Genomic DNA, 23,702 nt, shown 5'->3' with positions numbered 1-23,702 from the left:
AATGTAGGTCTGATAAGCATAGCGCATCAGGCAGCTTTGCGTTTGTCATCAGTCTCTGATTAGTACTCGATCCATGGATCACGCTTGCTTTCAGGCAAGGGCTGATCTAATGCCTGCATTTGTTCTGCCGAAAGTCCGGTATATCGTTGTATCCATTCAGGATCGGCCCCATTCTGCAACAACAATCGGAGGAGGCTCCGTTCCCCTTCTACTTTCCCTTCTTTCCTCCCCCTCTCCCTTCCCAACAGCCATCCATCATTATGAATTCGCTCTGCAATTGTCATTATTCGCTCCCTGTGGTGTGGCATTCGCCTGGTAAGTTCGCTGATAAACGCCTTAAAACGCGCTTCATCGCCAGTCAGTAAAATGTAATTTAACAGCGCAGTTATCTGGCTGTCATTAGCGCACCCTGTAACCAGTAATACTGCCAGTTGATCAATAAGCCCCATTAGATCGCGCTGGCGAATATGCTTTTGGATCAACTCCAACAGGGCGACTCTGCGGTGTTGCACAATCTCGTCGTCTGGCACGACAGTGATATCCACCAGCGGGAACGCGGCGGTATAAAGCTTCCGTGCGATAGTCGGGTCGGCAAATTCGTCCAGCCAGCACAAAGACCAGGGATAAGGACTACGGCTACCGTGATAAAACAGCATCGGGATGACCAGCGGTAGCGGTCGGCGTTTATCATGTTCGATATGGCGCTGCATCACCGCCATGGAATAGCGCATCAGGCGAAAAGCCATGTGAATATCCTCGCGGCTCTGATGTTCAATCACCACATAGATATAGCCATCGCCTTCGCGGGTCTTTACCGACCATAAAATATCGGAGTGTAGCGCCCGCAATTTTTCATCGACAAAGCTGGCGGATTCCAGTTTTAAGGTGTCGAGATCGCACAGTTCACGTAAATCTTTAGGTAAGTGAATCTCCATAAAATCCCGCGCAGTGTCAGGGTGCGTGAGAAAGGTTTTAAATAATGCATCATGCGGCGTACTGGTCGTGAAGTTTGTCATGGCGATCCGTCACCTGTAGATAAGATGGTCTGACTTTAGCGGCTAACAAAACCACTCTCACCCGGCAATTTCCCATTCCCCGAGGCGCTTTCCAGGCTATTTTTATTCTTCTGCAAACGATACATTTTTCCGGAAACAAGCTCGCGTTTTACATGTCCTGTACCCGGCAGATATTCCCCTTCCCACCGCGCTCTTTTGATTAACCGCAAATTTTAATTACACTTAAGGTGTATATTTTCTATGCAACCCATCAATTAAAGAGGTGTAATGTTCTGATGACTATTTGTAATCGTTATACATTCTGACCCGAAGTCAGAAAGTATTTCTCTGTCTGTGTGTTCACAGGCAGTGTGGTTGATTACATGAAATTCAGTACATTTGCAGTCTCGTTGCCCTTCTCACCTGCCTTTCGTCATTACCGACGGTATTGAATTTCGTTTTCCCCGTTGAGGTTCTCCGGACAAGGAGTTGTTTGTTATGCCACGTTTTTTTGCCCGCCATGCCGCCACGCTGTTTTTCCCGATGGCGTTGATTTTGTATGACTTTGCCGCGTATCTGTCGACGGATCTGATCCAGCCTGGGATCATTAATGTGGTCCGTGATTTTAACGCCGATGTCAGTCTGGCCCCGGCTGCCGTCAGTCTCTATCTCGCTGGCGGTATGGCGTTACAGTGGCTGCTGGGGCCGCTCTCCGACAGAATTGGCCGCAGGCCGGTGCTGATTACCGGGGCGCTAATTTTTACCCTTGCCTGCGCCGCGACAATGTTCACAACGTCTATGACACAGTTTCTTATCGCGCGTGCAATTCAGGGCACCAGTATCTGTTTTATTGCCACCGTTGGTTATGTCACGGTGCAGGAGGCGTTCGGACAGACAAAAGGGATCAAGTTGATGGCGATTATCACCTCCATCGTACTGATTGCGCCGATTATCGGCCCGCTTTCCGGCGCAGCTCTGATGCACTTTATGCACTGGAAAGTCCTTTTTGCCATCATTGCGGTTATGGGTTTTATCTCATTTGTTGGCTTACTGCTGGCGATGCCAGAGACAGTGAAGCGCGGCGCGGTTCCGTTTAGCGCCAAAAGCGTATTACGCGATTTTCGTAATGTCTTTTGCAACCGTCTGTTCCTCTTTGGCGCAGCAACCATCTCTTTAAGCTATATCCCGATGATGAGCTGGGTGGCTGTCTCGCCGGTGATCCTGATTGACGCAGGCGGCTTAACAACTACGCAGTTCGCCTGGACACAGGTTCCGGTGTTCGGCGCGGTGATTGTTGCGAATGCCATCGTGGCGCGTTTCGTTAAAGATCCGACCGAACCGCGGTTTATCTGGCGTGCCGTACCCATTCAACTGGTCGGCCTCTCGCTGTTGATTATCGGCAATCTGCTGTCGCCGCACGTCTGGCTGTGGTCGGTGCTGGGCACCAGTCTGTATGCTTTCGGGATTGGTTTGATTTTCCCGACCTTATTCCGCTTTACGCTGTTTTCCAATAACTTACCGAAAGGGACCGTCTCCGCATCGCTAAATATGGTGATCCTGATGGTGATGTCGGTCTCGGTCGAAATCGGCCGCTGGCTGTGGTTTAACGGCGGTCGCTTGCCGTTTCATCTGTTAGCCGTTGTGGCGGGCGTTATCGTCGTTTTCACCCTGGCGGGATTGCTCAATCGCGTGCGCCAACATCAGGCTGCCGAGCTGGTGGAGGAGCGGTGATTTTTGCGCGATCCTGCCGTCAGGCTCTATTCTTAACGTTATGAATAAACTCATCGAACTCAGACGCGCCAAAAGGTTGGCGCTCTCTTTACTGCTTATCGCCGCTGCTACCTTTGTCGTTACGCTGTTTTTGCCGCCCAATTTTTGGGTGAGCGGCGTGAAGGCGATTGCTGAAGCGGCGATGGTCGGCGCGCTGGCTGACTGGTTTGCGGTGGTGGCGCTATTTCGCCGCGTGCCGATCCCGATCATTTCTCGTCATACGGCGATTATCCCGCGTAATAAAGACAGGATTGGTGAAAATCTCGGCCAGTTCGTGCAGGAAAAATTTCTCGATACCCAGTCGCTGGTGGCATTGATTCGACGTCACGAACCGGCGTTGTTGATTGGCAACTGGTTTAGTCAGCCGGAAAACGCCCGCCGCGTTGGTCAGCATCTGTTGCAGATCATGAGCGGTTTTCTTGAACTGACCGATGATGCACGCATTCAGCGCCTACTTAAGCGCGCAGTCCATCGGGCGATTGATAAGGTCGATCTCTCCGGCACCAGTGCATTGATGCTGGAGAGTATGACCAAAAACGATCGCCATCAGGTGCTGCTGGATACGCTGATCGCACAGTTGATCGCCCTGCTTCAGCGCGATAAATCGCGCAAGTTTATCGCCCAGCAAATTGTTCGCTGGCTGGAGAGCGAGCATCCGCTAAAAGCCAAAATTTTGCCCACTGAATGGCTGGGCGAACATAGCGCGGAGTTGGTTTCTGACGCGGTGAATTCTTTGCTTGATGATATTAGTCGCGATCGTGCGCATCAGATCCGCCATGCGTTTGATCGCGCCACCTTCGCCCTGATCGACAAGCTGAAAAACGATCCGGAAATGGCAGCGCGAGCCGATGCCGTAAAAAGCTATCTGAAAGAAGATGAAGCTTTTAACCGCTATCTCAGTGAATTGTGGGGGGATTTACGGGAATGGCTGAAAGCGGATATCAACAGCGAAGATTCTCGTGTGAAAGAACGTATCGCACGAGCGGGTCAATGGTTTGGCGAAACGTTAATTGCCGATGATGCCTTGCGGGCGTCGTTAAATAGTCATCTGGAACAAGCCGCGCACCGTGTCGCGCCTGAGTTTTCCGCATTCCTGACGCGCCATATCAGCGATACGGTAAAAAGCTGGGATGCGCGGGATATGTCGCGGCAAATCGAGTTAAATATTGGCAAAGATCTGCAGTTTATCCGTGTCAACGGTACGCTAGTTGGCGGTTGTATTGGGCTAATTTTGTATTTGCTGTCGCAGCTCCCGGCCTTGTTCCCCCTCGGCAATTTTTAGAAATCCATGAAAAACTAAGTGGCTAACCGCGAGAGAGATCAAATAAACCACACTAAAAGAATGGTAATAATGTGGCCTCTTTTCATTATCTCCCGTGGTACGGGGAAGGAAAATCATGTCACTTGTCACCGATCTACCCGCTATTTTCGATCAGTTCTCTGAAGCTCGCCAGAAAGGCTTTCTCACCGTCATGGATCTCAAGGAGCGCGGCATTCCGCTGGTTGGCACCTACTGCACCTTTATGCCGCAAGAGATCCCGATGGCAGCCGGCGCGGTTGTGGTTTCGCTCTGTTCCACCTCTGATGAAACCATTGAAGAAGCCGAGAAAGATCTGCCGCGCAACCTCTGCCCACTGATTAAAAGCAGCTATGGCTTCGGCAAAACCGATAAATGCCCCTATTTCTACTTTTCTGATCTGGTGGTCGGTGAAACCACCTGCGACGGCAAAAAGAAAATGTATGAATACATGGCGGAGTTTAAGCCCGTGCATGTGATGCAATTGCCCAACAGCGTTAAGGACGATGCCTCGCGTGCATTATGGAAAGCAGAAATGCTGCGCTTGCAAAAAACGGTAGAAGAACGTTTTGGGCACGAGATTAGCGAAGATGCTCTGCGCGATGCCATTGCGCTGAAAAACCGCGAACGTCGCGCACTGGCCAATTTTTATCATCTTGGGCAGTTAAATCCTCCAGCGCTTAGCGGCAGCGACATTCTGAAAGTGGTCTACGGCGCAACCTTCCGGTTCGATAAAGAGGCGTTGGTTGACGAACTGGATGCAATGACCGCCCGCGTTCGTCAGCAGTGGGAAGAAGGCCAGCGACTGGACCCGCGTCCACGCATTTTAATCACCGGCTGCCCAATTGGCGGCGCAGCAGAGAAAGTGGTGCGCGCGATTGAAGAGAATGGCGGCTGGGTTGTCGGTTATGAAAACTGCACCGGGGCGAAAGCGACCGAGCAATGCGTGGCGGAAACGGGCGATGTCTACGACGCGCTGGCGGATAAATATCTGGCGATTGGCTGCTCCTGTGTTTCGCCGAACGATCAGCGCCTGCAAATGCTCAGCCAGATGGTTGAAGAATATCAGGTCGATGGCGTAGTTGATGTGATTTTGCAGGCGTGCCATACCTACGCGGTGGAATCGCTGGCGATTAAACGTCATGTGCGTCAGCAGCACAACATTCCTTATATCGCTATTGAAACAGACTACTCCACCTCAGATGTCGGGCAGCTCAGCACCCGTGTCGCGGCCTTTATTGAGATGCTGTAAGGAGTGGCAGTGGCATATTCGATTGGCATTGATTCCGGCTCAACCGCCACCAAAGGGATCTTACTGGCAGACGGCGTGATTACGCGCCGTTTCCTCGTTCCAACACCCTTTCGCCCGGCAACAGCAATTACTGAAGCCTGGGAAACTCTGCGCGAAGGGTTAGAAACAACGCCGTTTCTGACGCTCACCGGCTACGGGCGGCAACTGGTGGATTTTGCCGATAAACAGGTGACGGAAATCTCCTGTCACGGGCTGGGCGCTCGGTTTCTTGCGCCAGCAACGCGCGCGGTAATTGACATCGGCGGTCAGGACAGCAAAGTGATTCAGCTTGATGATGACGGTAACCTGTGCGATTTCCTGATGAATGACAAATGCGCGGCGGGCACCGGGCGTTTCCTGGAGGTGATCTCGCGCACGCTTGGCACCAACGTCGAACAGCTCGACAGCATAACGGAAAATATCACGCCGCACGCCATCACGAGTATGTGTACAGTGTTTGCCGAATCAGAAGTGATCAGCCTGCGCTCAGCGGGCGTCGCGCCAGAAGCGATTCTCGCTGGAGTGATTAACGCGATGGCGCGGCGGAGTGCCAATTTCATTGCTCGTCTCTCCTGTGAAGCGCCGATTCTGTTTACTGGTGGCGTTAGTCATTGCCAGACGTTTGCCCGGATGTTGGAAACTCACCTGGGAATGCCGGTAAATACCCATCCTGATGCGCAATTTGCTGGCGCAATTGGCGCAGCGGTAATTGGTCAACGAGTGAGAAAACGCCGATGAAAGAGTTTTTATTTTTATTTCACTCCACGGTCGGCGTCATACAAACCCGCAAGGCGTTGCAGGCAGCGGGCATGACTTTTCGCGTCAGCGATATTCCCCGTGATTTACGCGGCGGCTGCGGGTTATGCATTTGGCTGACCTGTCTGCCCGGCGAGGAAATACAATGGGTGATCCCTGGGCAGACCGAAGCGATATATTGCCAACAGGGCAGCAACTGGCAGTGCGTGGTGCATTACGATTCAGAAGCGTCAACCAGGCAATAAGATCTTTAAATATAACGCCCGGATATTTGGCTGCACATAATCCTGCATGAAGGAAGTTGTATTAAATATCTCGCCTGCTGTGAAATATTTCCCATCCACAAAATGAGCGATTTTTGATAGCACCTTGCTATTGCGCGTCTAAAATACAATATACATTGTATTATACTTAAACCCATAATTATACATAGAGCAATAAAATGATTACCGGGTGTGGTAATGATAAAGATAAGTTTCAGTGTGAAGCTTATCTTTACCCACACCCCCTGATTATTTTAGATTTAGAAGAATATTTCACAATTCAAGGATAAAAATATGGGCTCCACATTTAACATATACGGCGATATTCTTCCAACACTCGACATGTATTCGGGACTAAAACCTTGCCATAAAAAAAGCAACCAACCATTTGACATTAACACGGAAATTGAAACCATACAAAAACAAATTAATTATGATATAAATCATTTGAATGATGGTTTTATTAAGCGTGTACTGAATGTTTTTATTCACCTTATCTCTAATCCCGACAATCTCGAATTAACCTTAAATCGATATTCATCAACAACAGAACAAATCATCGCCAAAACCAAAAGAAATGGTTTAAATGAGTTTGAAATTAACGATCTAAAAATAATATTTAATCGACAAGATGATAATGAAAGCGTATTAACTGTTTACCACAAAGATATAAGTCATAGTTGCAATGTTAAAACCGAGCAACTGCAGCAGTTTATTAAAATAATGGAACAAAAAGCGCAACTACCAATCTATATTGACAAGAACAATTTGAAAGAGAGCATTTTCTCTGTTTTGCGAAATGACCCACAGCACGTAGAAAAAGAGCAATACCTTCCCTTTGATAAGTTTTTAACACATGCCTGCAAAAGTTCAAATTCATTTGAAGTGAAATTAGATGCCACTCATCAATATCGACATCTGAATAACTTCATGATTTCTTTTGACCCAGTAGAAAGTCAATTAACCATACGGGATAATAATAACGAGACTGAAACTATCTCGTTGACAAACTTACAATGGGAAAATGTGCTGCAATACTACAGAGAAAATCACCAGCAGCCAAATATATCAGGATCACGAAATCTCACGGATAATAGAGATAAAATAAAAAATACAATATCCACCTCTGAAATTATAGAGTGCGCCTCTCCTGAAATAAAAAGTAGCGTCCTGAACGATCTTTATAGCATTGCTAATTTCCTCCCGGACAATAATCTGACACCAAATGAGAGCTGGAAAAGATTTTGTCATACATGTGAGCGCTTTTACGTTGCTCAGAAGAGTATCACTGGAGATAAGAGTGAACGTCTTACGCGAAAACTCTCTGTCTCTGATGCAGGAATTACAATGACCTTCAAGATAGGTGATATTGTCATCAATACTATTAGCACTGCTATTCCTAAAGATGAATCGGGTCAACGGTGTATCAAAGGGTTGAATTTAGCGGGAATGGATTTAACCGGCATAGACTTGTCTAAAATGGCTCTAAGGAATGTCAATTTTAATGGCAGCATTCTTAGAAAAGCGGATTTCTCCGGTACGATCTGTGAAGGCGTGGATTTTACAGATTGTGATCTGCGTAATGCAAAATTCGAAAATGCCACATTAGAAAATAATGATTTTCGTAAAGTTCGCCACTTGACTTATGTAAATTTCAAAAACGCAAATCTACGAAACTGTAACTTCAGCGGAAAAGTTCTCACTGGCGTTAATTTTACTGGAAGTGACCTTAGTAAGGCTTATCTTGAACACATAGATTTCACATCAGTCATTCTATATGAAACATCTGCAACATCTGCAACATCTGCAACATCTGATACTTCTAAAATACCTGAAATACCTGGAGCACCAAAAATACCTGCAACACCTCGAATACCTGGTACACCTAAAGTAATTCTTACTGGAGCAATACTAAATTATTCCGATCTATCGGATAAAGATCTTTCAGAATATGATCTTACTGATACTGTCTGCATGTTTACCAATTTTACAAACGCTAATTTAACAAAATGCAAACTGTTTAATACAAACTTTTCTGCTGCAACATTTAACAATACTAATTTCACTGGTACAGAAGGTTCTAATATTCTATTTAACCATGCATGGTTGTTCAATACGATATTTATAGATACGACTTTTAAAAATGCCTGTTTTTTCAATGCCAAAGTGAATAATGTTTCTCTTAAGAGTGCATATCTTTACAATGATAATATCGATAAAAAAGCCAAGAACAGTACCGAGCAACAGGACAGTAACAGTTTTAATCAAGCCCGTTTAAAGAAAGAAGTGAATAGCAGTTTTTCCATTCCGGGTTTAACGTCTTATCAGCCAACGTATATAGTTGACGAATAGTTCAATAATCACCCAAACAGAGTGAGTATGGCAGAGGATATAAATTGTTAACCGCCTCATCTATCATTCATGGATGAGGCGCATTTGTCAGCCAACGTAAGCTGAAAATGTTCTGCCATCCAAAGACAAACGCCGCAACTCCCCTGCGGCGTTTACTATTTCATCGCCCCGCGTTAAGAATTCATTAAGCTTCATCCGTATACTCCTTATCTGTCGCACTGAATTTGACGAGAAAAAAGCAATAATAAGGAGCAACAAGTTGAAAAAGCGCATCACCTTTATCGTTTTTCTTTGCGCCATCGTGGCGGTAAGCCTGTTTTTTGTGCAATCCTGCGTCCGTAAAAGCCAGCATGTCGCAGGGTTTCAGAATTATCAGGCCACTATCGATGGTAAAGAGATTACAGGAGTAACTAAAAATATCTCCTCACTGACCTGGTCTGCGCAGAGCAATACTTTGTTTAGCACTATCAACAAACCTGCAACCATCGTTGAAATGACGACCGAGGGCGATCTGATCCGCACCATTCCGCTCGATTTCGTTAAGGATCTCGAGACGATTGAATACATTGGTGATAATAAATTTGTCATCAGTGATGAACGTGATTATGCCATTTATGTGATTTCACTTAACGCTGATTCGGAAGTGAGCATCCTCAAAAAAATAAAAATCCCATTGCAGGAAACGCCAACCAACTGTGGCTTTGAAGGGCTGGCTTATTCCTCTCAGGACCATACCTTCTGGTTTTTTAAAGAGAAAAATCCGATAGAGGTCTACAAAGTAACCGGGCTATTGCGTAGCGATGAGTTGCATATCAGTAAAGATAAAGCATTGCAGCGTCAGTTTACTTTGGATGATGTTTCTGGTGCGGAATTTAACCCACAGAAAAATACGCTACTGGTGTTGTCACATGAGTCACGCGCCCTGCAGGAAGTGACCGTGACAGGTGACGTTATCGGCGAAATGTCGTTAACCAAAGGCAACTATGGCCTTTCACATAACATCAAGCAGGCGGAAGGGATAGCGATGGATGCCAGTGGCAACATCTATATCGTTGGCGAACCCAATCTTTTTTATCGCTTTACGTCGACAAAATCACAATAACAGTCTGGCAGGCTCGCTTTTTTTGTTATTAAATTGTTAACTCAATTAATACAAATCAGGCAGAACATGAATTCGACATCGCATCCCGTAGAACGTTTTTCTTTCAGCACCGCGTTATTCGGGATGCTGGTTCTGACCCTAGGTATGGGTTTAGGCCGCTTTCTCTATACGCCGATGCTGCCAGTCATGCTGGCGGAAGGCGAGTTTTCCTTTAGCGAACTCTCGTGGATCGCCAGTGGTAACTATGCCGGGTATCTGGCGGGGAGCCTGCTGTTTTCATTCGGCGCGTTTCATTTGCCCTCACGCCTGCGCCCATTCCTGTTAACTTCCGCCCTCGCAACCGGATTATTAATCCTCGCGATGGCGTGGTTGCCGCCGTTTCTTCTGGTTTTCATCATTCGCTTTCTGGCAGGGGTCGCCAGCGCCGGGATGTTGATTTTCGGCTCGACGCTTATCATGCAACACACCCGCCATCCCTTTGTTCTTGCGGCGCTATTTTCTGGCGTTGGCGTCGGTATTGCTCTGGGTAATGAATATGTACTGGCAGGCCTGCATTTTTCCCTCTCTTCACAAACGTTGTGGCAAGGTGCCGGGGCACTTTCTGCCATAATATTGCTTGTTCTGGCGCTGCTCATTCCGTCGAAGAAACATATTATCGCACCAGCACCATTGGCAAAAATTGCCCGACAACCCATGAGCTGGTGGTTACTGGCGATTCTGTATGGTCTGGCGGGTTTTGGTTATATCATCGTCGCCACGTACCTGCCGCTCATGGCGAAAGACGCGGGCCAGCCTGTGCTGACGGCTCACCTCTGGACACTGGTTGGCTTGTCAATTGTCCCAGGTTGCTTTGGCTGGCTATGGGCAGCCAAACGGTGGGGAGCATTACCTTGCCTGACCGCAAATTTGCTGGTGCAGGCTGTCTGCGTGCTGTTAACCCTCGCCAGTAGCTCTCCTTTATTACTCATCATCAGCAGTATTGGTTTTGGCGGCACCTTTATGGGGACTACCTCGTTGGTGATGACCATCGCCCGCCAGCTTAGCGTGCCGGGAAATCTTAATCTTTTGGGCTTTGTGACACTTATTTATGGTATCGGGCAAATTCTTGGCCCGGTGCTGACCAGCATGCTCGGCAACGGAACGTCGGCGCTCGCCAGTGCCACGCTCTGCGGCGCAGCTGCGCTATTTATCGCAGCGTTAATCTGCGGGATGCAAATATTCAAAATACATACGAATTACTCTTAGTTGATTTAATGAATTTAACTTTTCAGTACAGCACGTAAAATAACTAAAACACCCTTGTTCTTTGGCGGTGCTCAGCCACCGCCACTATTATTCATGGTTTAGCAAATTTACGGCTAATTCATTATTTCTGGTCATATTATAGTCAGGATCGTTTTATACCTCCGTGCTAGAAAAAACACGTTTAATTCTGTTTTTTCACGGAAGGTCACTATGGCTTCGACAAATGCGCAGCAAATAAAAAATAATGATCAAAACTCTTTATGCGGTCTGGGTGACAAAATACGCCGCCTGGCCGCCGGAGTTTGTTTATTCACACAAATTTTTTTCCCCGTCATCGCGACGGCACAAAATGTGGTACACGCTAAACCCCAGATGACAGTTTCATCTCCTCCCCCTCTTACAGAAAATAAAACCGTACCTTACACGCTTGGCGCGCTGGAATCAGCGCAAAGTGTTGCTGACCGGTTCGGTATTTCACTGGAAGAGCTTCGTCGTCTTAATCAGTTTCGTACTTTTGCTCGCGGCTTTGATAACGTGCGTCAGGGTGAAGAACTGGATGTTCCGGCAACAACCTCGCAGAGAAGTCATGAGCTACAAAATGCCGTATCACCGGCGAATGCCGAAAACACACTGGAGAATCAAATAGCCAGTACTTCACAGCGAGTTGGCACTCTGCTTTCACAAGGTATGAATAGTGAGCAGGCGAGCAGCATGGCGCGTGGTTGGGCGTCTTCAGAAGCCTCTGGCACGATGACTGATTGGTTAAATAACTTTGGCACCGCGAAAATCTCTCTGGGCGTGGATGAAGATTTTAGCCTGAAAAATTCGGAATTCGACTTCCTGCATCCATGGTATGACACACCCGATTATCTGCTCTTCAGCCAGCATACCCTTCATCGAACGGACGATCGCACCCAGATCAACACCGGTTTAGGCTGGCGTTACTTCACCCCCAGTTGGATGTCAGGCATCAACCTGTTTTTTGATCACGACCTGAGCCGCTATCACTCCCGCGCGGGACTTGGCGCAGAATACTGGCGTGACTATCTGAAGTTGAGCAGCAATGCTTATATCGGCCTGACCGGCTGGCGTAGCGCACCAGAATTGAATAATGACTACGAAGCCCGCCCGGCTAACGGCTGGGATTTACGCGCAGAAGGCTGGTTACCTGCCTGGCCGCATCTGGGTGGAAAACTGGTCTATGAACAATACTATGGCGATGAAGTGGCGCTGTTTGACAAGAATGATCGTCAAAGTAATCCCCATGCTATTACCGCAGGCCTCAACTATACCCCCTTCCCGCTTCTGACTCTCAGTGCAGAGCAGCGTCAGGGGAAACAAGGTGAAAATGACTCACGGTTTGCCGTTGATCTGACCTGGCAACCCAGCAGCTCAATGCAGAAACAGCTTAACCCGGACGAAGTGGCCGGACGGCGCAGTCTGGCCGGTAGTCGTTATGACCTGATTGATCGCAACAACAACATCGTTCTGGAATACCGCAAGAAAGAGCTTATCCGCCTGAGTCTGCTGGACCCAGTGAAAGGGAAATCGGGAGAAATAAAATCGCTGGTTTCCTCGCTACAGACCAAATATGCCCTGAAAGGCTATAAAATCGACGCTGCTGCGCTGGAATCTGCTGGAGGAAAAGTCAGCACTTCCGGAAAAGATATCACGGTCACGCTGCCTGGTTACCGCTTCACTAACACCCCGGAAACCGATAATACGTGGCCGATAGACGTTACCGCTGAGGATGTAAAAGGTAATCTGTCACATCGTGAGCAAAGCATGGTCGTCATCCAGGCTCCGACATTAAGCCAGAAAGATTCTCTGTTATCCGTTAATCCGCTAACCCTGGCAGCAGATAAAAAATCGACTACCACATTGACTGTGACTGCGCACGATTCCGACGGAACTCCGGTTCCGGGGCTGGCACTGCAAACCCGCAGTGAAGGTGTTCAGGATATCACGCTGTCTGACTGGACAGATAACGGGGATGGTAGCTACACACAGATGCTGACTGCAGGAACGACTTCAGGTTCAGTAACACTGACACCGCAACTTAACGGTGAGAGTGCGGTAAAAGAATCCATCGTCGTTAATATCGTCCCTGTTGTCTCATCCCGCGACCATTCTTCAATATCCATAGATAACATATTGTATTATGCCGGAGACGACATCAAAGTCAGGGTAGAACTGAAAGACGACAACAATAAACCGGTTGAATATCAAGAAGACGCGTTGGTAAAAGCCGTCACTGTCGAGAACAGCAAACCAGGCGCCACGGTTGTCTGGCACGAAGAGCATCCGGGCGTTTATGCAGCGAATTATCCGGCCCATAAGCAAGGAGCAGCCCTGAGGGCACAACTTAGCCTTCACAACTGGAATACTCCTCTGCAATCGCATATTTATAATATCGAAGCAAACCAGAATAAGGCTCACGTCGCTACATTATCCGCAACGAATAATGACGTTTACGCCGATAAAAAGACGTTTAATACCATCACTATTAACGTCACTGATGAGAGTGATAATCCCCTGAGAAATCATCAGGTCACCTTTAAGAATGAGAAAGGAAGCGCGGAATTTGTAGAACCGACGCAACAAAATACTGATGCACATGGTGTTGCCACAATCAACATGATAAGTCAGGTTGCGGAAGAAAATACGATTAGCGCTACGCTGCCAAATGGTTCTACTCAACGGGTAACTGCGAAATTTGTTAGCGATTCGAATACGCCAAAACTCAAACAACTGGTTGCCGCTCCAGATACCATTAGTGCTGGTAATAGCCAGGGTAGTACCCTGACCGCCACCGTCACAGACTTTCATAACAACCCGTTAAAAGATATGAAAGTGAATTTTGTGGCACCAACTGACTCGCAACTGGACAACACGACCGCCACAACTGACCAGTCCGGGATTGCGCGGGTGCACCTGACCAGTTCAAAAGCAGGTAACTATACCGTCGATGCCTCGCTTGAGGCGGATAAAAATATTCACCAGTCGGTTACGGTTACCGTGGTCCCAAACAGGGAACAATCGGTAATTATTTTGAATGCCGGATCGGGCAGTACGATTGCTAACAATACAGATACCGTTACCCTGACTGCCAGTGTGAAAGATGTTTATGGACACTCACTACCGGATGAGGATGTGAAATTTACCTTGCCAGCATCTATGACAGGGAACTTCACGCTAAGTAGTGACACCGCTCGCACCGATTCAAACGGCAATGCCGTGGTCACATTGCGAGGCACAAAAGCGGGTGAGTTTACAGTGACGGCGACACTGAGCAGAAATAATACCAGTGCTAATCAGCTAGTCTATTTTATTGGGGATACAAGCAGCGCGCAGCTCCAGCCGCTGACTGCCTCATTAAATACCATAGTTGCTGGCAACAGTACGGGGAGTACCCTGACAGCAACGATCCTGGACGCTTACCAAAATCCGCTTAAAGACCAACAGGTCACTTTCCAGAGTAACGATGTCACACTAAGCGGAACAGAAGTCACCACCAATACGCAGGGTCAAGCGACGGTAATAATGACCAGCAATATTGCCGGACAACATAACGTAGTGGTGAGCCGGAAAGCGCAATCATCCGATAATAAAACGTTTAGTTTATCAGTGCTCCCGGATGAAAGTTCGGCGAAGATAATAAGTATAACCGGAGCCGAAAAAACGATAATGGTTGGCGAAAACATCACGCTACGAATACACGTACAGGATGCGTTTAATAACGTCATAGCCGGTCAACGCGTCAGATTAAGTGCGCTGCCAACAGCTAACATTACGATAGACGATACGGCTTACACCGATAATAACGGCTATGCGTACGTTAACCTTATCAGCACCCAGCCTGGGGTCTATCAGGTGACAGCATCGCTGGACAATAACAGTAGTCGTAAAGTTGACGTGAGTGTGGCAAAGGGCAAACTCGAGTTAACATCATCGAAGCCAGAAACCACGGTCCATAACAGTGAAGGTATTACACTGACCGCAACGGCAAGAAATATTCAGGATGAATTGATGCCGGGGCAAATTATCACCTTTAGCGTAACACCTGATGGTGCAACGCTAAGCAATACAGGGGAAATCCTGACTGATCAGTCAGGTCAGGCCAAAGTGACGCTGACCAGTGACAAAGTCAATGTATATACCGTTACGGCCACAATGGGCAAAGACGTTCCCGTTCAGAGCCAGGTGACGGTTGCGGTTAAGGCTGATGCTACAACGGCACATGTTGTGAGTGTAGTGGCTTCTCCTGACACCATAATCGCCGACGGGGTTGATAGCAGCACCATCACTTCACGAGTAGAAGATGATTATGGATTCCCGGTTGAAGGTGTCGACGTTAGTTACAGCTTAGACACCAAAGGCAGCCCGGTGATTAATAATCCAACTACGCGTACCGATCAGTCCGGGCAAGTCACGGCGACAATAACAGGTACATTGGCAGAAGCTCTAATTGTCAATGTTCAGGTCCCTGGCACAGTCCACAAATCCGCAGCCATTACATTGATTCCTGGTACGGCAGATGAAAGTAAATCAACATTGAAATCTAGCGTTAGCTCTTTTATGGCTGACTTCCAGGAGAGCGCGACACTTACGTTAATATTGCAAGACAAGTACGGTAACCCGATAGTGACGTCTGATCATCTGGAATTTGTCCAGTCAGGTGCCTACGTGAACCTCCTGAAGTTGAGCAATATTGATTACAGCCAAAGAAATTACGGCGAGTACACCGTCACTGTCACTGGCGGCGTAGAGGGCAGAGCGACTCTCATTCCTATGCTGAACGGTGTTCATCAAGCAAACTTAAGCATATCACTGGATCTTGTCCGCTCAATAAAAGACATGCACGGTCATGTAACAGTCAACAACCATACCTTCACAACGGCTACATTCCCCAGTGAAGGTTTTATAGGGGCGTACTACACACTTAATGATGACAACTTTGAAGCGGGTAAAACCGTTAGTGATTATATGTTCACAAGTTCACAGAGTTGGGTGTCTGTCGATGCTTCAGGTAAAGTTTCTTTCACAAATACCGGCGACCAAACTTCAGTCGTAATAAGCGCTGTTCCCAGACAAGGAGGTACAACCTACCAGACATTAATTAAGCTGAAAGGCTGGTGGGTGAATCATGGGAATCAAACCAATATCTGGCTAACTGCCAATGCGTTCTGCAACGCGAAAAGTGATGGATATAATCTTCCTGGCGTCGCACATTTAACGTCTGGCGAAAACAAACGCACGTTGGGATCGCTATATGGTGAGTGGGGGAACGTTGGGGAGTTTTCCAGTGATTCGCAATTTACCGCGGGTGCTTACTGGACCAATCAACAGGATGATTACAATAGTCACGTCTATGTGCAGATGCTGACGGGCAGGATTGGAAGCGACGCAGATTCCAGCGCTCAACTAACTGCCTGCCGTAAATCACTTTAATTTCTGAAGTAGTTATTAAAGGATACCCTTTTGCGAGGGTATCCTTTCAGACTCATGACAAAAGCCAAATTGCCTGATGCGCTACGCTTATCAGGCTTACACTATCTCTCTAATATATTGAATTTTTATGCTTTTGTAGGGAGCACAAGGCGTTTATGCCGCATCTGGCACGAGCAAACATTAATCAGCTCTTTTCTCCGGGCACTCAAGAAACTCAACAGCAACCGTTGATGTCAGCCAGACCCCGTTTTCCGCTTGCCAGAAAGGGATGCCTCGTTTCGCCATTTCCTGTGCTTTGACGGTTAAAATAACCGGCGATCCGTGTCTTGCTCCCACTTTGCGTGCCGTTGCTTCATCAGCAGAGAGATGCACGTAATGACGCTCTCCTGGAATCAGCCCTTGTTTTTTTATCTCGTCAAGAAAGCGGCTTGCTGTACCGTGGTAGAGAAATTGTGGCGGTGTTTTTTCGGCAAAGGCAATGGCGACCTGCGAAGTCGAATGCCCCTGAACCGCGCGAATGCACCTACTATCACTGGAATAACTAAAACGCTTTTTATCGCTGGTGGCGACAACGGTATCCAGTAATGCACGGGTTAACCGCTTACCTGCTTTTTGTGCACAAAGTATGAGCTTATCAATATCCGCCCATCCTTCACGGTCAAGTACGATACCAATCGCCTCCGGTTTATGTCGGAGAACAAAACTTAAAAACTTGCTCGTATCCGCCAGCTCTTTTTCGTTGTACTTTGCCATCGCATTTTCGTCCCTGGATTTTCCGTTTTTATTTACTCACGTCATTGTCACTGGATTTATGAATTTTCTGCAACGAAATCCTTCGCAGCATCTTGTTCAAACAGCGTAATTTTTCCGCTATGCAAAAAACGCATAGCCAGAAACATACTTGCATTTTCCCCATACCCACATGGCTGATAAGGTTTTTCAGCTCCAGGAATTTTCCTGGCTAAAGCAACACACAAACACAAAAAAACAATGGGGATTGTTATGACACAACAAGGGGATGCTGTAGCCGGGGAGCTGGCGACAGAAAAAGTTGGCATTAAAGGGTATCTGGCTTTTTTTCTTACCATAATCTTTTTTTCCGGTGTTTTTTCCGGGACAGACAGCTGGTGGCGCGTTTTTGATTTTTCCGTTCTGAACGGATCGTTTGGGCAACTGCCTGGTGCGAACGGAGCCACCACCTCATTTCGCGGCGCGGGTGGCGCGGGGGCTAAAGATGGCTTTCTCTTTGCGCTGGAGCTGGCACCATCAGTCATTCTCTCTCTGGGGATTATTTCAATTACCGATGGTCTTGGCGGATTACGCGCCGCGCAGCAGTTAATGACGCCAGTGCTAAAACCGTTGCTTGGCATTCCAGGCATCTGTTCGCTGGCGCTAATCGCTAACCTACAAAACACCGATGCTGCCGCCGGTATGACCAAAGAACTGGCACAGGAAGGAGAAATTACCGAACGCGATAAAGTGATTTTCGCCGCATATCAAACCAGCGGTAGCGCCATTATCACCAACTACTTCTCTTCCGGCGTCGCGGTGTTTGCCTTTCTGGGGACGTCCGTAATCGTACCTTTAGCCGTCATCCTGGTATTTAAATTTGTCGGTGCCAATATTTTGCGCGTCTGGCTTAACTTTGAAGAACGTCGCAACCCAACGCAAGGAGCGCAAGCATGACAACTCAGGTCCGCAAAAATGTCATGGATATGTTTATCGATGGCGCGCGCCGTGGCTTTACTATCGCCACCACCAACCTGCTGCCCAACGTGGTGATGGCATTTGTCATCATTCAGGCACTGAAAATTACTGGCCTGCTCGACTGGGTGGGGCATATCTGTGAACCCGTAATGGCGTTGTGGGGATTGCCAGGTGAAGCGGCAACCGTCCTTTTAGCCGCATTAATGAGTATGGGCGGCGCAGTCGGTGTTGCCGCCAGTCTGGCGACCGCTGGCGCATTAACTGGCCACGATGTCACTGTTTTACTGCCTGCAATGTATTTAATGGGCAACCCGGTGCAAAATGTCGGTCGCTGCCTGGGGACAGCCGAAGTGAATGCCAAATATTATCCGCACATCATTACGGTCTGCGTCATTAACGCATTGCTGTCGATCTGGGTTATGCAGCTTATTGTTTAACAAGGAGTTATCATGATTGATTATTCCGCAGCCGGTTTTACCCTGCTGCAGGGAGCGCATTTGTATGCGCCGGAAGATCGGGGAATTTGCGATGTCCTCGTCGCTAACGGCAAAATTATCGCCGTTGCCAGCAATATCCCTTCTGACATCGTACCTGACTGCATGGTCGTCGATCTCCGCGGGCAGATCCTCTGCCCAGGTTTTATTGATCAACACGTCCATTTGATTGGCGGTGGCGGAGAAGCTGGTCCCACTACGCGTACGCCGGAAGTGGCGTTAAGTCGTCTGACAGAAGCGGGCGTCACGTCAGTGGTTGGACTGCTGGGCACCGACTCTGTCTCTCGCCACCCGGAATCCCTGCTCGCCAAGACCCGTGCGCTCAATGAGGAAGGCATCAGCGCCTGGATGCTGACCGGCGCTTATCATGTACCTTCCCGCACCATTACAGGTTCCGTGGAAAAAGACGTGGCAATTATCGATCGCGTGATTGGCGTGAAATGCGCTATCTCTGATCACCGCTCTGCCGCACCGGACGTTTATCACCTGGCCAATATGGCGGCGGAATCCCGCGTTGGCGGTTTGCTCGGCGGTAAGCCTGGCGTCACTGTGTTCCACATGGGCGACAGCAAAAAGGCATTGCAGCCTATCTATGACCTGCTGGAAAACTGCGATGTTCCCATCAATAAGTTGCTGCCGACCCACGTTAACCGCAACGTACCGTTGTTTGAGCAGGCGCTGGAGTTTGCGCGCAAAGGCGGTACCATCGACATCACCAGCAGCATTGACGAACCAGTCGCCCCTGCCGAAGGTATTGCCCGCGCCGTTCAGGCCGGTATTCCGCTGGCACGCGTCACCCTCAGCTCTGACGGCAACGGTAGCCAGCCGTTCTTCGATGACGAAGGGAATTTAACCCATATCGGTGTTGCAGGTTTTGAAACGTTGCTGGAAACCGTGCAGGTGCTGGTCAAAGACTACGATTTCAGTATCAGCGATGCCCTGCGCCCGCTCACCAGTAGCGTAGCCGGTTTCCTTAACCTGAGCGGGAAAGGCGAAATTCTGCCAGGCAATGACGCAGACTTGCTGGTCATGACGCCAGAACTGCGCATTGAACAGGTATACGCTCGCGGCAAACTGATGGTTAAAGACGGCAAAGCCTGCGTGAAAGGAACGTTTGAAACGGCATAAACGGTTGTCAGCCGCCCGAATGGACGTAGAATGCCCGCAAGGGCGGCTGACAGAGTAAAACGTAATGGATGACTGTGGTGCAGTTTTGCATAATATTGAAACAAAATGGCTTTATGATTTTCTGACCCTGGAAAAATGCCGCAACTTTTCCCAGGCGGCAGTCAGTCGCAACGTCTCACAACCCGCATTTAGCCGTCGCATCCGCGCGCTGGAACAGGCGATTGGCGTTGAATTGTTTAACCGCCAGGTGACACCTCTGCAACTCTCGGAACAAGGAAAAATCTTCCATTCGCAGATCCGCCATCTGCTGCAACAGTTAGAGAGCAACCTTGCAGAACTGCGTGGCGGCAGCGATTACGCGCAACGTAAAATCAAGGTAGCCGCTGCACACTCTCTTTCTCTCGGTCTTTTACCGTCCATTATCAGCCAGATGCCGCCGCTCTTTACCTGGGCGATTGAAGCCATTGATGTTGATGAAGCGGTCGATAAACTGCGTGAAGGGCAAAGCGACTGTATTTTTTCCTTTCATGACGAAGATTTGCTGGAAGCGCCGTTTGACCACATTCGCTTATTTGAATCTCAATTGTTCCCCGTCTGCGCCAGTGACGAACACGGAGAAGCACTTTTTAACCTCGCACAGCCACACTTTCCGTTACTGAATTACAGCCGCAACTCCTACATGGGGCGATTGATTAACCGTACCCTGACGCGCCACAGTGAGTTAAGTTTCAGCACCTTTTTTGTCTCGTCGATGAGCGAGCTTTTAAAGCAGGTTGCCCTCGACGGCTGTGGGATTGCCTGGCTGCCGGAGTACGCCATCCAACAAGAAATTCGCAGCGGGAAGCTTATCGTTCTGAATCGGGACGAACTGGTGATCCCGATTCAGGCCTATGCATACCGGATGAATACCCGTATGAATCCCGTGGCCGAACGCTTCTGGCGCGAACTGCGCGAGCTGGAGATTGTGCTTAGCTGACATTCTCCAGCGTCGCACTACACCAACCGCCACTATCCCAGACCAGATCATACGTTAGCGGTTCATCGTCGTGGTGCAGCATTATCTCAAGGCTGATCGCCAGCGTGTGGCTGTACGCTTCTTTCAAATTGACCTGCAACGCCGCAATCCGAGGCTCATGAAATAACAGTGCAGAACGTAGTTGACGGCAATACCAGCTCTGGAGATGTTTGTCGCTCTGGTTATGCACTTGCCACTCAGGCATACCTGAAACAAGTAATGAAGGTAATGCCGAATGAGGAGAATTAAAAAGAGTGAGGAGATCGCTGCATACCGATTTACGCAGTGATAACGTTTTATTGCCTGAAATTTCAGGTGAAACAGCCTGAAGTGATTGGCGCATCATTTTGCGCACTCCTGACGTTTAGCAACATATGTGGCTTGCCCTGAATACCGGGCACCACTGTATTGATGCTCATTTTCCATAGCCATTCCCTTTTGTTCATTACATCCATGTCAGTCTGAGACAGGCCTGAATCCTGTCAGCAAAGTATAAAACCTTACTTGCCTATGAATATCTACTGACTTTTCAGGAAAAAAGTCATGATTTGATAAAAATCATCAAACTCAAAAAAAAACCGCTAGTATATTCTGAATATTCCGAATAGTTACGTAGATGAAAATACTTGTCACCGCCGCTACTTAATTTCGGTGGGAGATTATTTATTTCCGCATAATCAGCCATGCATTATTTGAAACAATTAGTTTGTAAATAATATAAATTGATAACATATCAAATACATCAAAAACACCATTCACAGGCATTATTAATATAGACATCAATATAACAACATCAAATTCCAATTAGTAATAAGATATGCTTTTAAATTGCATGCAAATAATTTTAAATGAGCGTTTTTTGATACTTTAGAGTGTTTCCCACCCTTTAATATCACTGTGTAGAGTTGATATCACTACAACAGAAACATGCATGTCATTTGTTTACTTCTCTTTTTACTACAGAAAAATTTATCTATTTTTCTAAAACATCAGTGAAATACTCATAAAAGGTTATTAATATGTCTATGCCAATAAGCAATGCCGCTAACAACAAAATTTTTACAGATAATCATTTCGCTCATCATCCAAATGCCGATAAAGAATTAGCAGACAGTATGCCCTCGCATCTTAACTCGGAAAACATCTATGTCAGACCTCTTGTTCGTGGAAATAACCATAACTATGATGGGGGAAGTGTTGTCGAAATTAGACAGCTTGAAATTGGTAAACAAGGGTATTGGCCATTCAATTACGTAACAGCCGCATGTAAAGAATCCGATGGTATTTCAATCACAGGAAACATACGCTGTGGTACCTGGAAGGCCAGCTCAGTATTAGACGGAATATACGGTGGAGTATGTAAAAAGGCGCATGTTTCCGCAGCGTTAGAAGCTGGTCTACGGTTTAACCTAACTATGGATTCTAAAATTCCAAACACGATACATGAAATAACCCTAGGCCCTGGTTGCAATGTTCCAGGCTATGCGGGAACCACGATAGGATACCTGGCAACACTCCCCCTTGAAAAGGTTGAAAATTGGCAAGATACAACATTGCCAAGAATTGATATCTATATTGATCAGATAATGACTGTGTCAGGGGTAGCAAATTCTTCTGGATTCGCCCTTGCTGCATTACTTAATGCTAATATTGGAATGGGAAATGACCCAATAATTGGTATAGAAGCCTATCCTGGTACCGCTGAGATCCACGCTAAGATTGGATATAAAGTTATCCCCGGGGATGAAAATGCACATGTCAAACGTATGACTCTGCAACCGTCATCTCTCCCAGAACTGTTTGAATTAAAAAATGGTGAATGGAATTATATTGGTAAATAACCACTGGGAAGAATGAGTACTAACATTCAGGTTATACAGATATTTAAACAATACCCTGCAATTTACAAAGTAATACTCATTGCAACTTCTTAATTTAAGAAAGCGCAAGGAACGTTTACCCTTGCGCTTATCATAATAAGTCAGGCGTCGACTTTATCCAGCGGCCATGAATCAAACAGATAGCCATCAAAATAAATATCGTCAACGTTCGAGAATTCAAGCAGACGTTGCTTCACGTTTTCCAGATGCTGCCACATTGCCAGCTTCGCCGCTCGGGCGTCTTTTTTGATTAACGCGGCGAGGATCTGTTTGTGATCGCCCAACCACTCTTTGCGATACAGGCTGTCATCCAGATGGCTGTGCAATTGGATCCACATTGGATTGTTTTCCCGCCACTGCCAGGACTGACGGAATAGCTCCACCAGCATGCTGTTATGCGTTGCTTCGGCAATGGCGAGATGGAACTGCATATCACCGCTTTCGCTGCTACCCGGCGCGCTGGAAGCCAGTTCACGCTCTTCCAGTTGCAATGCCTGACGCATTTTGACGATATCTTCGCGGGTAGCCTGCAGGGCGGCAAATTCCGCGATGTTACTTTCCAGTAACTGACGCGCCTGTAACAGCTCAAAAGGACCCGCATCATTGCAAACGTTGGCATCCGGACCGTCTGTGTTCTGGCTGTCTGAGCTATCAAGAACATAAATACCGGCACCCCGGCGCACTTCCACCAGCCCTTTGATCTCCAGCATGATCAGCGCTTCACGTACCACCGTCCGCGTGACATCAAGCATTTCTGCAATTTCACGCTCCGGCGGCAGCCGTTCGCCAGGATTGTACGGCGTCTTTATGATCAGATCGCGGATCATCGCCCCGACTTCCTGGTAAGGTCTTTGCGCAGAGGTGGCAGATTTCATGGTGTTGTGTCCGTTAGGTGCAGTTAATCAAATTTTTGCCGGATGCGTCGTGCACGCCTTATCCGGCCTACAACGGGCGAT

At 47.7% G+C, this 23,702-nt stretch carries 21 protein-coding genes; 14 read left to right on the top strand and 7 right to left on the bottom strand.

Features of this window, described 5'->3' with window-relative positions:
• Positions 1–59: 59 nt before the first annotated feature.
• Complete coding sequence (locus QUE74_RS26570; protein ID WP_000181205.1) at positions 60–1,016, bottom strand: Rpn family recombination-promoting nuclease/putative transposase; 957 nt, start codon at positions 1,014–1,016, stop codon at positions 60–62.
• A gap of 477 nt (positions 1,017–1,493) precedes the next feature.
• On the opposite strand from QUE74_RS26570, the gene mdtM reads away from it, so the two are divergent.
• The 9 genes from mdtM to iatD all read left to right on the top strand — a co-directional run bounded on the left by mdtM (position 1,494) and on the right by iatD (position 16,522).
• Complete coding sequence (mdtM, locus tag QUE74_RS26565; protein WP_001136997.1) at positions 1,494–2,726, top strand: multidrug efflux MFS transporter MdtM; 1,233 nt, start codon at positions 1,494–1,496, stop codon at positions 2,724–2,726.
• A 40-nt stretch (positions 2,727–2,766) separates the two neighbouring features.
• Complete coding sequence (locus QUE74_RS26560) at positions 2,767–4,047, top strand: DUF445 domain-containing protein (RefSeq protein ID WP_001037418.1); 1,281 nt, start codon at positions 2,767–2,769, stop codon at positions 4,045–4,047.
• Positions 4,048–4,162: 115 nt separating this feature from the next.
• Positions 4,163–5,314, top strand: a complete 1,152-nt coding sequence (locus QUE74_RS26555; protein ID WP_001355120.1) for a double-cubane-cluster-containing anaerobic reductase — start codon at positions 4,163–4,165, stop codon at positions 5,312–5,314.
• A 9-nt stretch (positions 5,315–5,323) separates the two neighbouring features.
• Positions 5,324–6,091 carry a putative 2-hydroxyacyl-CoA dehydratase activator YjiL gene (gene yjiL, locus QUE74_RS26550; protein ID WP_000331740.1) on the top strand — a complete coding sequence of 256 codons (768 nt, stop codon included), beginning with the start codon at positions 5,324–5,326 and terminating at the stop codon, positions 6,089–6,091.
• Positions 6,088–6,354, top strand: coding sequence for a putative Se/S carrier protein (locus QUE74_RS26545; RefSeq protein ID WP_000657672.1), 267 nt, complete (start codon positions 6,088–6,090; stop codon positions 6,352–6,354). The genes yjiL and QUE74_RS26545 overlap by 4 nt, the downstream gene beginning before the upstream one ends.
• A 312-nt stretch (positions 6,355–6,666) precedes the next feature.
• Positions 6,667–8,724 carry a pentapeptide repeat-containing protein gene (locus tag QUE74_RS26540; RefSeq protein WP_000535883.1) on the top strand — a complete coding sequence of 686 codons (2,058 nt, stop codon included), beginning with the start codon at positions 6,667–6,669 and terminating at the stop codon, positions 8,722–8,724.
• A 259-nt stretch (positions 8,725–8,983) separates the two neighbouring features.
• The gene (locus QUE74_RS26535) at positions 8,984–9,826 is read left to right on the top strand and encodes an SdiA-regulated domain-containing protein (RefSeq protein ID WP_001355119.1); all 843 of its coding nucleotides are present in this window, start codon (positions 8,984–8,986) and stop codon (positions 9,824–9,826) included.
• 66 nt (positions 9,827–9,892) lie between these two features.
• Entirely contained in the window at positions 9,893–11,071 is a 1,179-nt protein-coding gene (locus tag QUE74_RS26530; protein WP_001089438.1) for an MFS transporter, read from the top strand.
• A 210-nt stretch (positions 11,072–11,281) separates the two neighbouring features.
• The gene (gene iatD / locus QUE74_RS26525; protein ID WP_000168888.1) at positions 11,282–16,522 is read left to right on the top strand and encodes an inverse autotransporter IatD; all 5,241 of its coding nucleotides are present in this window, start codon (positions 11,282–11,284) and stop codon (positions 16,520–16,522) included.
• A 180-nt stretch (positions 16,523–16,702) separates the two neighbouring features.
• Here iatD and kptA read toward each other — a convergent pair whose 3' ends face one another.
• Positions 16,703–17,275, bottom strand: coding sequence for an RNA 2'-phosphotransferase (gene kptA, locus QUE74_RS26520; protein WP_001151862.1), 573 nt, complete (start codon positions 17,273–17,275; stop codon positions 16,703–16,705).
• 249 nt (positions 17,276–17,524) lie between these two features.
• On the opposite strand from kptA, the gene QUE74_RS26515 reads away from it, so the two are divergent.
• From QUE74_RS26515 to hypT, 4 genes are all read left to right on the top strand, one after another.
• On the top strand, positions 17,525–18,208 hold the full coding sequence (locus QUE74_RS26515; RefSeq protein ID WP_001295597.1) for a nucleoside recognition domain-containing protein: 684 nt from the start codon (positions 17,525–17,527) through the stop codon (positions 18,206–18,208).
• Entirely contained in the window at positions 18,205–18,666 is a 462-nt protein-coding gene (locus QUE74_RS26510; protein ID WP_000211971.1) for a YjiG family protein, read from the top strand. Before QUE74_RS26515 ends, QUE74_RS26510 begins: the two co-directional genes overlap by 4 nt.
• Before the next feature lie 12 nt (positions 18,667–18,678).
• Positions 18,679–19,851 carry a beta-aspartyl-peptidase gene (gene iadA, locus QUE74_RS26505; RefSeq protein ID WP_000568398.1) on the top strand — a complete coding sequence of 391 codons (1,173 nt, stop codon included), beginning with the start codon at positions 18,679–18,681 and terminating at the stop codon, positions 19,849–19,851.
• 64 nt (positions 19,852–19,915) lie between these two features.
• Positions 19,916–20,827 carry a hypochlorite stress DNA-binding transcriptional regulator HypT gene (gene hypT / locus QUE74_RS26500; protein ID WP_000340767.1) on the top strand — a complete coding sequence of 304 codons (912 nt, stop codon included), beginning with the start codon at positions 19,916–19,918 and terminating at the stop codon, positions 20,825–20,827.
• On the opposite strand, the gene iraD is transcribed toward hypT, so the two are convergent.
• From iraD to ytiC, 4 genes are all read right to left on the bottom strand, one after another.
• The gene (gene iraD / locus QUE74_RS26495) at positions 20,820–21,212 is read right to left on the bottom strand and encodes an anti-adapter protein IraD (protein WP_000986226.1); all 393 of its coding nucleotides are present in this window, start codon (positions 21,210–21,212) and stop codon (positions 20,820–20,822) included. The two genes, hypT and iraD, sit on opposite strands and share 8 nt — an antisense overlap.
• On the bottom strand, positions 21,209–21,292 hold the full coding sequence (idlP, locus tag QUE74_RS26490; RefSeq protein WP_123009414.1) for an iraD leader peptide IdlP: 84 nt from the start codon (positions 21,290–21,292) through the stop codon (positions 21,209–21,211). The genes iraD and idlP overlap by 4 nt, the downstream gene beginning before the upstream one ends.
• Before the next feature lie 115 nt (positions 21,293–21,407).
• Positions 21,408–21,551, bottom strand: a complete 144-nt coding sequence (locus QUE74_RS26485; protein ID WP_270615807.1) for a hypothetical protein — start codon at positions 21,549–21,551, stop codon at positions 21,408–21,410.
• Entirely contained in the window at positions 21,530–21,598 is a 69-nt protein-coding gene (ytiC, locus tag QUE74_RS29660) for a small protein YtiC (protein ID WP_418886186.1), read from the bottom strand. The genes QUE74_RS26485 and ytiC overlap by 22 nt, the downstream gene beginning before the upstream one ends.
• A 287-nt stretch (positions 21,599–21,885) precedes the next feature.
• Between ytiC and QUE74_RS26480 the strand changes: the two genes are divergently transcribed.
• Positions 21,886–22,707 carry a DUF2686 family protein gene (locus QUE74_RS26480; protein ID WP_000062493.1) on the top strand — a complete coding sequence of 274 codons (822 nt, stop codon included), beginning with the start codon at positions 21,886–21,888 and terminating at the stop codon, positions 22,705–22,707.
• 140 nt (positions 22,708–22,847) lie between these two features.
• Here the strand turns inward: QUE74_RS26480 and uxuR are convergent, their stop codons facing one another.
• The gene (uxuR, locus tag QUE74_RS26475; RefSeq protein ID WP_000833681.1) at positions 22,848–23,621 is read right to left on the bottom strand and encodes a Uxu operon transcriptional regulator; all 774 of its coding nucleotides are present in this window, start codon (positions 23,619–23,621) and stop codon (positions 22,848–22,850) included.
• Between the last annotated feature and the right edge of the window lie 81 nt (positions 23,622–23,702).

The sequence above is a fragment of the Escherichia sp. 10290 genome (genome assembly GCF_030295155.1).
Lineage (GTDB): Bacteria > Pseudomonadota > Gammaproteobacteria > Enterobacterales > Enterobacteriaceae > Escherichia > Escherichia coli_F.
This window is presented reverse-complemented; position numbering and strand designations above follow the sequence as displayed.

Coding starts and splice junctions, on each gene's coding strand:
- hypT (WP_000340767.1), top strand. CDS start 19,916: ATGGATGACTGTGGTGCAGTTTTGCATAATATTGAAACAAAATGGCTT.
- uxuR (WP_000833681.1), bottom strand. CDS start 23,621: ATGAAATCTGCCACCTCTGCGCAAAGACCTTACCAGGAAGTCGGGGCG.
- QUE74_RS26515 (WP_001295597.1), top strand. CDS start 17,525: ATGACACAACAAGGGGATGCTGTAGCCGGGGAGCTGGCGACAGAAAAA.
- QUE74_RS26570 (WP_000181205.1), bottom strand. CDS start 1,016: ATGACAAACTTCACGACCAGTACGCCGCATGATGCATTATTTAAAACC.
- QUE74_RS26540 (WP_000535883.1), top strand. CDS start 6,667: ATGGGCTCCACATTTAACATATACGGCGATATTCTTCCAACACTCGAC.
- QUE74_RS26485 (WP_270615807.1), bottom strand. CDS start 21,551: ATGGCTGATTATGCGGAAATAAATAATCTCCCACCGAAATTAAGTAGC.
- QUE74_RS26545 (WP_000657672.1), top strand. CDS start 6,088: ATGAAAGAGTTTTTATTTTTATTTCACTCCACGGTCGGCGTCATACAA.
- QUE74_RS26555 (WP_001355120.1), top strand. CDS start 4,163: ATGTCACTTGTCACCGATCTACCCGCTATTTTCGATCAGTTCTCTGAA.
- iatD (WP_000168888.1), top strand. CDS start 11,282: ATGGCTTCGACAAATGCGCAGCAAATAAAAAATAATGATCAAAACTCT.
- QUE74_RS26530 (WP_001089438.1), top strand. CDS start 9,893: ATGAATTCGACATCGCATCCCGTAGAACGTTTTTCTTTCAGCACCGCG.
- idlP (WP_123009414.1), bottom strand. CDS start 21,292: ATGGAAAATGAGCATCAATACAGTGGTGCCCGGTATTCAGGGCAAGCC.
- iraD (WP_000986226.1), bottom strand. CDS start 21,212: ATGATGCGCCAATCACTTCAGGCTGTTTCACCTGAAATTTCAGGCAAT.
- iadA (WP_000568398.1), top strand. CDS start 18,679: ATGATTGATTATTCCGCAGCCGGTTTTACCCTGCTGCAGGGAGCGCAT.
- kptA (WP_001151862.1), bottom strand. CDS start 17,275: ATGGCAAAGTACAACGAAAAAGAGCTGGCGGATACGAGCAAGTTTTTA.
- QUE74_RS26560 (WP_001037418.1), top strand. CDS start 2,767: ATGAATAAACTCATCGAACTCAGACGCGCCAAAAGGTTGGCGCTCTCT.
- QUE74_RS26510 (WP_000211971.1), top strand. CDS start 18,205: ATGACAACTCAGGTCCGCAAAAATGTCATGGATATGTTTATCGATGGC.
- QUE74_RS26480 (WP_000062493.1), top strand. CDS start 21,886: ATGTCTATGCCAATAAGCAATGCCGCTAACAACAAAATTTTTACAGAT.
- mdtM (WP_001136997.1), top strand. CDS start 1,494: ATGCCACGTTTTTTTGCCCGCCATGCCGCCACGCTGTTTTTCCCGATG.